12 protein-coding genes are annotated in these 12,704 nt (G+C 28.8%); all 12 read right to left on the bottom strand.

What is annotated here, in order from left to right; translation table 11 throughout:
• Positions 1–20 precede the first annotated feature (20 nt).
• Genes GOY08_RS11830 through GOY08_RS11885 form a run of 12 tightly spaced genes read right to left on the bottom strand, consistent with a single transcriptional unit; the run spans position 21 to position 12,703 of the window.
• Positions 21–1,784, bottom strand: coding sequence for an LIC12162 family transferase (locus GOY08_RS11830; protein WP_158999128.1), 1,764 nt, complete (start codon positions 1,782–1,784; stop codon positions 21–23).
• A gap of 21 nt (positions 1,785–1,805) precedes the next feature.
• A complete protein-coding gene (gene hisF, locus GOY08_RS11835) occupies positions 1,806–2,570 on the bottom strand; it encodes an imidazole glycerol phosphate synthase subunit HisF (protein WP_158999129.1) in 765 nt (254 codons plus the stop codon).
• Positions 2,571–2,579: 9 nt separating this feature from the next.
• Complete coding sequence (gene hisH / locus GOY08_RS11840) at positions 2,580–3,191, bottom strand: imidazole glycerol phosphate synthase subunit HisH (protein ID WP_158999130.1); 612 nt, start codon at positions 3,189–3,191, stop codon at positions 2,580–2,582.
• A gap of 3 nt (positions 3,192–3,194) precedes the next feature.
• A complete protein-coding gene (locus GOY08_RS11845) occupies positions 3,195–4,346 on the bottom strand; it encodes an N-acetyl sugar amidotransferase (RefSeq protein ID WP_158999131.1) in 1,152 nt (383 codons plus the stop codon).
• Positions 4,347–4,349: 3 nt separating this feature from the next.
• A complete protein-coding gene (locus GOY08_RS11850) occupies positions 4,350–5,105 on the bottom strand; it encodes a cytidylyltransferase domain-containing protein (protein ID WP_158999132.1) in 756 nt (251 codons plus the stop codon).
• A 25-nt stretch (positions 5,106–5,130) separates the two neighbouring features.
• Positions 5,131–6,189: a pseudaminic acid synthase gene (gene pseI / locus GOY08_RS11855; RefSeq protein ID WP_158999133.1), complete on the bottom strand. Its 1,059-nt coding sequence runs from the start codon at positions 6,187–6,189 to the stop codon at positions 5,131–5,133.
• A 40-nt stretch (positions 6,190–6,229) separates the two neighbouring features.
• Positions 6,230–6,808 carry a UDP-4-amino-4,6-dideoxy-N-acetyl-beta-L-altrosamine N-acetyltransferase gene (gene pseH / locus GOY08_RS11860; RefSeq protein ID WP_158999134.1) on the bottom strand — a complete coding sequence of 193 codons (579 nt, stop codon included), beginning with the start codon at positions 6,806–6,808 and terminating at the stop codon, positions 6,230–6,232.
• Between the two features lie 33 nt (positions 6,809–6,841).
• Complete coding sequence (pseG, locus tag GOY08_RS11865) at positions 6,842–7,894, bottom strand: UDP-2,4-diacetamido-2,4,6-trideoxy-beta-L-altropyranose hydrolase (RefSeq protein WP_158999135.1); 1,053 nt, start codon at positions 7,892–7,894, stop codon at positions 6,842–6,844.
• The gene (locus GOY08_RS11870; protein WP_158999136.1) at positions 7,891–9,114 is read right to left on the bottom strand and encodes a hypothetical protein; all 1,224 of its coding nucleotides are present in this window, start codon (positions 9,112–9,114) and stop codon (positions 7,891–7,893) included. Before GOY08_RS11870 ends, pseG begins: the two co-directional genes overlap by 4 nt.
• A 17-nt stretch (positions 9,115–9,131) precedes the next feature.
• Complete coding sequence (gene pseC / locus GOY08_RS11875; protein ID WP_158999137.1) at positions 9,132–10,355, bottom strand: UDP-4-amino-4,6-dideoxy-N-acetyl-beta-L-altrosamine transaminase; 1,224 nt, start codon at positions 10,353–10,355, stop codon at positions 9,132–9,134.
• Between the two features lie 9 nt (positions 10,356–10,364).
• A complete protein-coding gene (pseB, locus tag GOY08_RS11880) occupies positions 10,365–11,456 on the bottom strand; it encodes a UDP-N-acetylglucosamine 4,6-dehydratase (inverting) (protein WP_158999484.1) in 1,092 nt (363 codons plus the stop codon).
• A 14-nt stretch (positions 11,457–11,470) separates the two neighbouring features.
• A complete protein-coding gene (locus GOY08_RS11885; protein ID WP_158999138.1) occupies positions 11,471–12,703 on the bottom strand; it encodes an N-acetyl sugar amidotransferase in 1,233 nt (410 codons plus the stop codon).
• Position 12,704 lies beyond the last annotated feature (1 nt).

The following is a 12,704-nucleotide window of genomic DNA, read 5'->3' on the forward strand; positions in this document are numbered from 1 at the left end:
GTAACCTCTTTCCAAATTTTTTAATTAATTATTTTTTTAAGTTCTCTAACCCAAATTTTCTCCCAAAGGATGGATGATTTAGCATAATTTTCAATAAAACTTAGTCTAGCATTTTGCACTTCCTTAGAATTCCACCAAGTCTCTATAGCACAATAAATTTCATTTATTTTTTTTGCTGCTGATTCAGGAGTTCTATGATAAATTCCTACTTTTTCAAGCTCAGTATAATAATCCTCTGCAAATTGATTACTTTCCCATAAATTTTTATTCCAAAACAAAATTGTAGGTTTATTTATGACTAAACTATGTAAAAATGTTGTATTTAAATTATCACTGATAAATAGGGAACAGTTTGCAAGGACTTCATGAAAGTCTTGAGAAAGATCTTTGAAGGAATTTTCAATCAAAGCATTTTTATCCCTAAGTCTTTTTTTAATATTCCATTCAAAATCGACAGGATGTGGTCTAATGACTAAATTTCGGCTGACTTCATTTATTAATCCAGAAAAAAAATGGGTTTGCCATTTTAAATATTCCAAAAATTGGTTTTCAATAGGTACGCTTTCATATCTCAAAAAAACTCTTGGAACTACTGTACCTGTTAAAAGAAAATATCCTTTATTAGAATATCTATTTTTTTTTGTTTTACTGTTGCTTGATAATATTGGACTAGGCAGAGGTAATATTTTTTTATCTTTCCCCCACCCCCAAGAAATATAATAATCATTAACACTTAATTCATACTTTTCTGTTGGATTAAACAATCTATCACCATAGCCACCACCATGCTGAAAACCGATTGAAAGAGTCCCCTTATCAATACAATAAGCAAACCACATAGCAAAAAAGGAATCAGAATAAATAGAAGTGTCTTGTAAAATTGCTATAGGAGCTTTTGCTCCATAATACTTCAATGTTTTTTTATGATAAAATTTATAATCTTCTAAAAATTGAGTAGGCAGGTTCTGGTATAAGCTTTGCACTAAAATTTCACAAAATTGATCTTTATTTTTGTCGTTATAGTTTGCTAAAAAATCTCGTAAAAATAAATCCCTTTTAATTACGTTATTTTTTATAAAGACAAATTTATTACTCGGAAAAATTAAAAATAAAGATTTTATAAATAGTGACCATTTTTGTTTCTTTGATAGATGCTGAGAAAAATTTAAAATTTTATTTTTACTTGCAAATAAATTAATTATAAAAGTAATAATATTTTTAAATAAAATTTTATAAAATGTAATTTTACTAACTTGAGAATGAGATTTCGGAATATTTTTTTCTTCTTTAATACTAATATTTTTTAGACTTTTAATAATTTGAGAAATAACTTGCAAATTCCACTTTTCAGAAACCATTTCAGTAAAAAAATTATGTGTAAAGTCAAATTCTTGATAAGAAGAATCAGCTAAAACAATGGTTGTTAAATTATTAGAATTCATGTCGCAAGCATTTTTTAAAAGCATATATTTGTCAAAATAATTTGGGATATAATTCATTAAAAATGGAATTAATAAAATTCTCCAATATCTCTGCGAATAATTAGTACCATGAATTTCATTTAATTTTGAAGACAAAAACAAAAGAACTTGCTCTTGTATTTCATTAATATAAATAGCATAATCATGTTTTTTATTATGATCATTCCAAATATTTTCTAATGTTTTATAATTTAAATTATTCCAAAAATTTTCTCTTTTATTTAATTTACAATACTCACCTAAAAACAAAATCTCTTGTTCTGTATCCCAAAATTCTTCATTTGAAGTAATCACTAAAAACATTCATTAAACTTTCAAAATTTTTTAATTATAATTTCTGACACAAATACCATGATCACCCAAATATTTTTTTGCTTCTAAAGGAGTTTGTTCAGTAAAATGATAAATACTTGAAGCTGCTAGAGCAGAAGCTTTTCCTATCATTAAAGCATTAAGCATATCTTGATAATTACCGGCTCCTCCAGATGCTATGACAGGAATAGTAAGAGTTTCCGTTGCAAGTTTGATTAAATCGAGATCATAACCACTCATTGTACCATCTTTATCTATTGACGTTATCAAAACTTCACCTGCACCAAGTTCCTGTACCTGAATCAACCATTTTTTGAGATCTAAATTTGTCTCTTGTGTACCAGAATAAGTATATATCTTGTAATTCGAATCACTTACTTTTTTTACATCAACAGAAACAACTACACATTGGGAACCGAAAACACTTGCTATGTCTGAAATTAGTGTTGGGTTTAATACGGCATGAGTATTAATAGACACCTTGTCAGCGCCAGATTTAAGAAGTTTTCGAACATGTTCAACAGATGAAATACCACCTCCTACAGTCAATGGCATAAAACATTCTGAAGAAAAATCTTTAACAAGTGAATAATCTGGTTCTGAATTTAATTTTGATGCAGAAATATCTAAAAAAATAAGTTCATCTACTTCTCTCATATTATAAACTTTAATTGCTTGCATTAAGCTACCAGTTCGCCGCCAACTATCAAAAGAAACTCCTTTTACTAAACCAGTATCTTTATAAAGGAGGGTGGGCATAATACGAGTTTTTAACATGTAACAATCCTAAATCTGTAAAAAGTTATTTAAAAGTTTTAAGCCAACTTTCTGGCTTTTTTCAGGATGAAATTGCATGCCATAAATATTTCTATTATTTACAATGACAGGAATTTCTTCACCATAATGAACGGTCGCAAGAATATCGCTTTCGTTTTTAGTGTTAAAATAAAAACTATGCACAAAATAAAAATCAGAATTTTCTTTTATACCTTGAAATAATTCTAAAGATTTTTTAAATGTGACATTATTCCAACCAACATGTGGTAAAGGCAATAAATATTTAGATGCAGGTATGAGAGAAATTTCACCCGGAATCCAACCAAGACCCTTACATTCCTGTTGCTCATATCCAATATCAGCTAAAAGCTGCATTCCTAAACAAATTCCTAAAAAAGGGGTTTGTTTTTCCATTACTAAATAATTTAGGATATCAATTAAATTATTTTCTTTTAATTTGTTCATTCCTTCATAGAAGCTGCCAACTCCAGGCAATATAATATGCGTGGCTTCTTTTAATTCTTGATGATTTTTTGTTATTATAGGAGTATATCCACAAACTTCTACAGCTCTTGCAACTGATAATACATTTCCAATCTCATAGTCTACAATAGCAATCATGTTTTACTCATTATCATAATTTATTTTAACTAAATTAAAATTTTTATCTCTTAATAAATTACCTCTAGAGTCTATTCTAAAAAGTTTTTTATTAGTGAAACGATCACATATTTTATTAAATTCATCTACTGTCATATCTATACTTTCTAACATAGATTCTAATGTTTTACCTAAATAAATATGTGGATATTTACCATCATGTTTTTTAACCGCTTCAATCGCATCTTCTCTAGATAACCGCCCACGTCTCACATGCAAACAAGCTTGATCAGTTGCTCTTCCAAATCCGTATTTTAAAAACTTAAAATAATCATGAATACCATGAAAATTATTATCTAAATTTTCATAATTTACAAATGAGCCTTCAGCTGGTTTATGGTATGTTTCAAATCCGTGAGATTGAGCAATTAAAACATTTGAAAAACCATCCCAAGGTATGTAATGTCCAAGAAAAAGACCAGTAACCCCAACTCTTTTTAATTCCTCATCAGAAGGATATGTGTACTGGATTAAATCTTTTTTTGAAATTCCTTCTTGTCCAATTAAATCAGAAACTCTTAAACCCAATAATCCACCAAATTCCTCCAACCATCTTCTTGTTAAAACGTTATTTTCGGAGGCTGCCGCGGGTCCACCATATTCATTTTGAGAATTTTCACCCCAAATAACTAAACTTATTCCAAGTTGCACTGCTATTCTAATAGGAGTTGTAAAAATGGAAACGTGCTCAGGCCAAGAAATATCACCAACTTGTTCAAGAGCAATTTTATTAATTTTCTTTCGAACTACTGGATTTGCTGTAACTTCAATATAATCAACACCAAGAGATTTTAAATTCTCTATATTTCGTCTGCCAATAGGACTTAGTGAACAAGTTGTTGCAGTTACACAAAGAGGATTTAAACCTAATTGCAACATTTTTACTACTTGATAAGTACTATCTTTGCCACCACTTACTGGTACCAAGCAATCATAATTTGAGCCATCTTTTGAACGATATTTATCCACAAGCTGTATTAATTCTTCTTTTCTTTTTTTCCAATCAACCTCTTTCCTTGAATCATAAGCTCTACAAGCAAAACAAACCCCATATTCATCAAAATGAAGATCTGGTTTTGTATCAGGCATTACACATTTAGCACAATATTTGATCATATATTATTTACCTTTTTGTTCTATATGCTTATTAATCTCATAAATATCTGGGTATTTATTTAAAATATATAATATTTCATAAAGCAAAGGTTCTTTAATTCCTTCAAAATCTAATGCTTGAAATAATTTTTCAAACATTAAATAATCAGCTTTTTCATCAAGAGTTAGTCTATATAAACTGAAATCTGAATCAACAGAATAATTACCAATATTAAATTCCAATTTATTTGTATATATATATCTAGTTACATGTTCACGATCTATGGGATCGTGGGCTTTATTAAATGCAATTTCTAATGCTTTGAACGTAAAAATTTCAACATCAAAACCACGCGGCAAAGTTCTAAAAATTACATTTGAATAATAATCAAATTGATTCTCAGAATTATATTTTGACAAAAATTGAATAAGCATAGCATCTATAATTGAATAATCAATTAAAGGACAATCTGAGGTAATTCTAATAACTATGTCTGCTGTCAGCATTTTTGCAGAAAAATAATATCGGCTTAAAACATCAAATTCTGAACCTGCAAAATAATCTACATTTAATTCTCTACATAGTACTTCTATTGGCTGGCTTTCACTTGTATCAGGAAAAGCAACTATAACTTTTGAAATAAATCGTGATTTTTTACAACGCCGTATAACATGAGCTAAAACAGTCTCATTATTTAAATTCAACATCACCTTACCAGGTAAACGCGAAGAAGTCATTCTAGCCTGAATTATGATAACTATATTAGGAAAAACAAACATATTAAAACTTTCTTACAATAGTTAACTAACCCAAAATAACATCCCAAGTAACAGCAGTGCCAACTTCTAAATCAGAAGGGGCTTTTTTGCCAAGAACCAAATGAATAAATTTAGGTTCCAGACCAAAACCCGGTCTCACTATACGAATATTTTCTTTTGAGAAAAGTTCTCCTTTTTTAATATTACTAGAAACATATAGCGAACGTCTAAACTGCAAAGAGTTTTTTTCACTTTCTGTTGGACCATATGCAACTTTTCCCAAACTTTCCCATGCCCTTTTAGTTTCTATTACTAAAGATTGTAACTCATCAGGTTCTAAAGAAAAAGCCGAATCAACACCTCCTTCAGAACGGGAGAGTGTAAAATGCTTTTCGATAACAGTTGCACCAAGTGCTACAGAAGCCACTGAAACTCCAATACCCATTGTATGATCAGAAAGACCTACTTGTACTCCAAATGTATCTCGCATATTTGGAATTGTTAAAATATTAGTATTTATAGGTGACGCTGGATAACTACTTGTACATTTTAATATAACAATATCTGTTGCACCAAATTTTCTCGCAACTGAAATAGCTTCATTTATTTCAGAAACGTTTGCCATTCCTGTTGACATAATAATAGGCTTTTTGGTTTGAGCCACTTTTTTAATTAATTCTAAATCAACTAATTCAAAAGATGCAATTTTATAACAAGGTGCTCCAAGGGACTCCAAAAAATCTACCGCTGTTTCATCAAACGGAGTACTAAACACAATAAGACCTAAACTTTTGCATTTCTCAAATATTGCTTTATGCCACTCCCAAGGTGTATGTGCCTCATCATAAAGGTCATATAATTTTCTACCATACCAAAGACTTGCTTTATCATTAATCATAAAATCACTTTTAGCAGAATTTAAAGTTATTGTATCTGCTGTATAAGTTTGCAACTTAATCGCATGAGCTCCAGCTTTTGCCGCCTCAGCAACTAATTTTAAAGCTCTATCAAGAGACTGATTATGATTACCAGACAATTCAGCTATAATAAATGGAGGATAATTCGAACCTATACCACGATTTTCAATTAAAAAAGAGTCTGACATAAATCACCTAAAATAATTATTATTAAAAATAATAAATTTATTACAAAACTTGAAAAATTTGAGGAAAAATAACTCGAAGATTTTTCTCAACAACATTTAGATTATCTTTCCACATTGATGAAGTAAAGCCAAAGACAATAATGTCTTCAAAAACATTATTTCTAAACAAATGCTCACTCAAAAAACCTTCCTGTTTAAAACCTAATTGTAAATGATAACGTATACTTTTTTCATTAGTAGAAATAACTTCACCATATATTTTATTGAAATTATGCTCATTAAAAGCTTTTTCAAAAGCTAACAATCCCATAATATAAGACACTCCTTTAGGCAAAGCGGTATCGCCAATATAAAACCCCCAATTTGCTCTTTTATTTTTTAAATCCACAGTACTGAAAGATACAAAACCAGCAGGATTATTCTTATATAGAAATATATAATAGTAAGGACTTAATTCTGATTGTATTTTATTAAACCAAGCATAATGCGCTTCTATTTTAATTTCAGAATTATCAAACATTTTTTCTCGAATATGCGGAGAATTTCGCCATTTAAATATAATATCAAGATAATTTTCACTTAATGGAATTAATTTATATTCTTGTGAATTAAGATTCATATATTTAATAGCCTTTTAATTAATAAAAATTCACTATATTGTCTCAAGAATTTTATCACATATAAATCTCGAGCCTAAAAAATTTTTAGGATTTATTACTTTGGAAGCATTAAGAGACATTTTCGATAAAATACAATCAGATGAAAATATTTCAGCTAAACATTTTATTATTTCAATTTCTGTAATACTATAAGCACTACCAAGATACTTTACAATACCTTTTGCATTCAAATATTGAGCTATTGGAACTTGATTATCTGCTAAGGAAATAATTACAGAAGGTAAAGATAGATAACATCTTTCCCAATTTGTTATACCACCAGCTCCAATACACAAATCAGCTTCTTGCATAAGAGATGATATATTTTTACAATCGATATGTAATTCTGTATTGAATTTACATAAATTTTTAATATTATCTAGATTAGAAGTATTTTTACTTATAACTAAATTAATCCTATCAATAGCATAATTCAATTCATTTAATGCTTTTAATACCTTAATTATTACAAATGAAGCATCCCCACCACCAAAAGTAATAAGAATATTTTTCACAATATTTCTTTCTCTTTTTATCTCTATATTACTCGATAAAAATTCATCTCTCAATAATGCAAATTTAGGCCCTAGAAATTGCATGGCGTAATTTGGTATAATATTTTTATATCTAGTTTCAAAATTTTCAACCAAATTTTGATCTAATAAATAATCACATATATGTTGTCTGTCGGCTAAATCATCAATCACAAATATTTTTTTAGCTAAAAATTTTACATTATCTTCCCATTTAATATCAATACCATAATGATCTATAATCAATAGATCATATGTTAAATTTAAAAAATTTGATTTAATCCAATTAATATCTTCTTTCCAATTCCAAATATTATCATTACTTTGTATATTATGAACTTTAAAGGAAGCATCACTTGGAAGAAAATTTAAATTATTTTTATGCTTAAATGATATAAATTCGACACTACAGCCTTTATTTCTAAATTCATTTGCAAGGACTAAACAACGTGCAAAATGCCCACTTCCTATAGTATCTGATCCATCTACTCTGATTACTATTTTCAAAGTCATAGTTTAAGCTCACATAAATCAGTTGGCTTAATAGAAAATTTATTCAAATAATCTTCAAAATTTTGCGATGATTCTTCAACAGCTATTTTAACAGCAGTTTGAATCACTTCAAACGCATAAATTTTTGATAAATTATCACCATTCCCATATATGTACTTTTCTAATGAATTATTTTTATTTTCTGGAGATAAATAATAATTTAACTTATCAATAAATTCACCTTCATTTTTACATATAAAAGATTCAGGTAAAGAAGCATTACAAAATGGATCACCACTTGAATTATAACCAAGTGGTGTAGATTGAAGGGCAATTGCTTCTGAAAGCATAGATGAACTAACGCTAACTGTTATATGACTCATAGCAATCGCCTCATATGAAGTCCATTCATAATTATTATCTCTCTTATATATAATGCAGTTCTCAGAGAAAATATTATTATAAAAGTCATATTCTTCAAAATCATATGAGCATAAAGCAATACAAATTTTTAAATTTTTATTAAGTAGCCTAAATTTATTTAACGATAATACTAATCCATCAATAGATTTTCTATATGATTGGTAAATACAATTATAATTATCTTGATAGAAAGATTTTCTCCATTGAGAAATTAGACAAATATGGTATTTTTTTTTGAAATCTTGCTGGACATTTTTAATAAAATAACTAGTCAACAAGTTTCCAACTGGAAGCCAGCGATTTGCATAATAGCCATTATCAGATAGAAATTTTATATCATATAGACCAAAGCAAAAGAAATTAATTAATTTTAAATTAGTTACAGTCTTAATATCATAAAATCCACGGGCTCCATTTTGAATGCAAAAAAACTTAATTCCTTTCATATTTAAAGCTGTATTTTGAAAAATAATATCATTATCTAAAAATGTAAAAATAACTTTCGGATTATAAGTTTTAACTGTTTGACTTAGAAGAGCTGTTTTCAAGGCTAAAGAATAAGTGTCCATCTTATTTTTCTTTTTTTCTTTTAAAGATATATTAATAAAATCAATAATCACTAAAAAAATTCTATAAAAATTTATGTAATACTTTCCAGCTTCTAAATATAATGGAGTGGTTACAGTTGAAATAATTTCAATAGTTTTCTTTTTATATATTGATTCACAACCATAAATAATACATGGAGAAGATTTTGGCTTATTAAAGAGTATATTAATACAAGTAAGAAACTGCTTTATTTTTTTTATTATAAACATTAATTATTTCCTTAAAATTAGCTTCCTAAGGAATAACGTAATGCATCAGCTATCCTATCAATATCATCAAAATTAAGATCATAATACATCGGTAAAGAAAGTTCTTCTTTATAAAAGTTCTCAGCATTTGTTATATCTAGACACATAAACTTATCTGTATTTTTTTCATAATAAGGTTGCCAAGGAATTGGTATATAATGAACTTGACACCCTATCCCATAACTCTTAAGTGAATCAATTATTTGTTTTCTTGTTTTACCAACTTTATCAAAATCGATTTTAACTGGAAATAGATGAAAACTTGAAAAAGCTGTTACATTATCATTCAACGGGAGTATAATATTTTCAATTCCACTTAATTTTTTAAAATAATAATCAGCTAATTGTCTTCTCTTTTCAAGAAATAAATCAATTCTTTTTAGTTGCGCAATTCCTAAAGCACATAAAATATCTGGTAAACGATAGTTGTACCCTAACATTTGCATTTCATAATACCAGGGATTTATTTCAGCTGACTTTTCATCTAGTGAAAGATTTTGTTTAGTAAAATCAAAGGAATTTTTAGTAATTCCATGAGATCTTAACATCTTTAATTTTGAAGCCAGGATAGAACAGTTAGTAGTAACAGCTCCTCCTTCACCGGTAGTAATATGTTTTACAGGATGAAAACTCCATACGCTCATATCAGCATATGAACCAACCATTTTAAAATTTTCTTCCGAATTTAATCGATACATTGCACCTAATGCGTGACATGAATCTTCAACAATTTTGATATTATATTTTCTAGCTAGCTCAATTAGATCTTTAATGGAACAAGGTAAACCAGAATAGTGAACAGGATAAATTGCTTTAGGAATTAAACCTTTTTTTAAAGCAAGCAAAATAGCTTCTTCCGCTGATTCTATTAAAATATTTCCAGTTTTAGCATCAACATCAGCAAAAATAGGAGTAGCTCCACAATATAAAACTGCATTTGATGTTGCTACAAATGAAATAGCAGGAACGATAACAGCATCTCCCGGTTTCAAATCTAAAGCTAGACTAGCAATATGCAAGGCTGCAGTCCCATTTGATACTACAACAGCATGTTTGACACCTAAGTATTTTGCTAAAGATAATTCAAATTTTTCTACTAAAGGACCTTGGGTTATATAGTCTCCTGTCAATGCTGAGATAACAGATTCTATTTCTTCTTGCGTAATATTTTGTTTACCATAAGGTAGAAATTTTTTTTCCATATTTTACCATTATTTCATTTGAAGGGGAATTTCATTTTTTAAAATACTCGTCATGTTTAAAGGAACAGTTGAACGCTCTTCAACTTCATCTAAAAAAACAAGTTCAGAATTATTGAGCGTATATTTTTGAAGAATACTAAGTAATTCTTTGGAATTTAAAAGTTGAGTATTTTTATCAGATGAATAACTAAACCCATCTTGAACTTTCTTACCATTACCAAATCTTGTAGGTTCAAGATACCAATTATGAATAGCTGGTTGAATTATAAAATGATCATCATATTCAAAAGTATACGGAGAGTCATCCTCTCCAATCATGCATTCATGAAGTTTTTCTCCAGGACGGATTCCAATGATTTTTATTTCACATTCTGGAGCTAAAACTTTGGCGACATCTATAACTTTCATGCTTGGTATTTTTGGTACAAAAATACCTCCTCCATAATCAACACTAAAAGCTTTTAAAACAAGATCTATTCCTTGATCTAAACTTATCCAGAAACGAGTCATTCTTTCATCAGTTATTGGAATAATACCATCACTCTTAATATTTAGAAAAAATGGGATAACACTACCTCTAGAACCAATAACATTACCGTATCTTACTACGGAAAACTGAGTTCCTGAATGCCCTGAGTAAGAATTACCTGCGACAAATAGTTTATCAGAACAAAGTTTAGTAGCTCCATAAAGATTTATAGGGTTAGCAGCTTTATCAGTTGATAGAGCAACTACTTTTTTTACTTTTTGATCTATGCAAGCTTCAATTATATTTTGCGCACCTATTACATTTGTTTTGATATATTCAAATGGATTGTACTCTGCAGCAGGAACATGTTTAAGGGCGGCTGCATGAATAACATAATCTACGCCAACCAAAGCTCTACTTAATCTTGAATGATCCCTTACATCACCAATAAAATATCGCATACAAGAATATTTATCTTGAGAAAAAACTTTTGCCATTTCATACTGTTTTAGTTCATCCCGACTAAAAATAATGACTTTATTAGGCTTATAATCTTTTAAAATTTTTCTTACAAAACGTTTGCCAAAACTACCCGTTCCACCAGTAATAAGTATACTTTTATTATTAAACATTTCTTCATCTTTCTTCAATCATTAATCCCGTCAAAGTTAACAGTATGGCGCAGTTTCCATTCACCATTCAATTTTCCCCATAAATGTTCTGATCTTGCCTGATCACATAGTAACATAAACCTATCTTCAGATATCTCTAAATAATTTAATATTTCTTTTATATATTTATCAGGGAATTCACCATCAAAGCGTTTTACAAGAGCGCAACCTTCTTTTCTATCGATATGAAAATTTCTAATTTCTTGAGATGCATCATAAGTTGCTCTTCCTATTCCAAACTTGATAAAGGTTGTATAATAGTGAAGATCATCAATTTTATCATCAATACTATTGTATTTACTATAAGTTCCCTGAGTGCGGAAAGGGCGTGGTTTGAATCCTGTATTTTCAACTGCATAGTAATAAACTTCTTGAGGCACCCATTTTTTATAGTAACCCAAATAATGAACTTCTATATTAGAATTTTGCAATTCATCAATGGAAGCTGGCAAATAAGCCATTAAATCAGCTAAAGGTATTTCATATTTTTCTTTCAATTCTTTAATTGAAACGCCACCAAGAAAAACTTCATCTATATTATTCATGGCAAAATATGACTTATCTCGTAAAGAGGAAGAATTTTCAGCAATAGGATTACCATATTCTGCTTCATTTTCTCCATAAAAGACAAGAGGAATTCCAAATTTAGCAGCAATTTTTGGAGCTAAATTTTTTTGTCCTAAAATAAATGTTTGAAAAGGATGTAATAAATTCTCGATAGAAAGCTTAGTTAATAAGCGCATAACTTTACCATTTTGTTTAAAAGTTATGTTGTCAAAACCACCTATTTCAATCCAATTTTTAAAATTTTGGTAACCATATTCTGTATACATTATAGGGGGCCAAGTCACTGTTAATGGATGCATACCGTATTTATATTTTAATAAATGTGCAGCATAAGCACTATCTTTACCACCGCTTCCAGGTACTACACAATCATAACTTCCATCATTTTTTCTAAATTTATCACATAATATTTGTAATTCTTTTTCTCTTAAATCCCAATCAATTATGTTTTTTTGCTCAGCAGTTCTACAAGCATCACAAACACCATCTATGTCAATATTTAAAGTAACTTTTTTACTCTCAGTTGTATGGCGAAATTCAGAAGTTGAAGCTGGCCTTTGATTTGACATAACGCATTTTTTACAAAATACAACATTTTCTGGTAACCCATATTTAGTAGAATATTTACCATTAGTATTCATT

This window comes from Pigmentibacter ruber (genome assembly GCF_009792895.1).
Lineage (GTDB): Bacteria > Bdellovibrionota_B > Oligoflexia > Silvanigrellales > Silvanigrellaceae > Silvanigrella > Silvanigrella rubra.

Excerpts from the sequence above, each read along its gene's own strand:
- GOY08_RS11830 (WP_158999128.1), bottom strand. The coding sequence starts at position 1,784 with ATGTTTTTAGTGATTACTTCAAATGAAGAATTTTGGGATACAGAACAA.
- hisF (WP_158999129.1), bottom strand. The coding sequence starts at position 2,570 with ATGTTAAAAACTCGTATTATGCCCACCCTCCTTTATAAAGATACTGGT.
- hisH (WP_158999130.1), bottom strand. The coding sequence starts at position 3,191 with ATGATTGCTATTGTAGACTATGAGATTGGAAATGTATTATCAGTTGCA.
- GOY08_RS11845 (WP_158999131.1), bottom strand. The coding sequence starts at position 4,346 with ATGATCAAATATTGTGCTAAATGTGTAATGCCTGATACAAAACCAGAT.
- GOY08_RS11850 (WP_158999132.1), bottom strand. The coding sequence starts at position 5,105 with ATGTTTGTTTTTCCTAATATAGTTATCATAATTCAGGCTAGAATGACT.
- pseI (WP_158999133.1), bottom strand. The coding sequence starts at position 6,189 with ATGTCAGACTCTTTTTTAATTGAAAATCGTGGTATAGGTTCGAATTAT.
- pseH (WP_158999134.1), bottom strand. The coding sequence starts at position 6,808 with ATGAATCTTAATTCACAAGAATATAAATTAATTCCATTAAGTGAAAAT.
- pseG (WP_158999135.1), bottom strand. The coding sequence starts at position 7,894 with ATGACTTTGAAAATAGTAATCAGAGTAGATGGATCAGATACTATAGGA.
- GOY08_RS11870 (WP_158999136.1), bottom strand. The coding sequence starts at position 9,114 with ATGTTTATAATAAAAAAAATAAAGCAGTTTCTTACTTGTATTAATATA.
- pseC (WP_158999137.1), bottom strand. The coding sequence starts at position 10,355 with ATGGAAAAAAAATTTCTACCTTATGGTAAACAAAATATTACGCAAGAA.
- pseB (WP_158999484.1), bottom strand. The coding sequence starts at position 11,456 with ATGTTTAATAATAAAAGTATACTTATTACTGGTGGAACGGGTAGTTTT.
- GOY08_RS11885 (WP_158999138.1), bottom strand. The coding sequence starts at position 12,703 with ATGAATACTAATGGTAAATATTCTACTAAATATGGGTTACCAGAAAAT.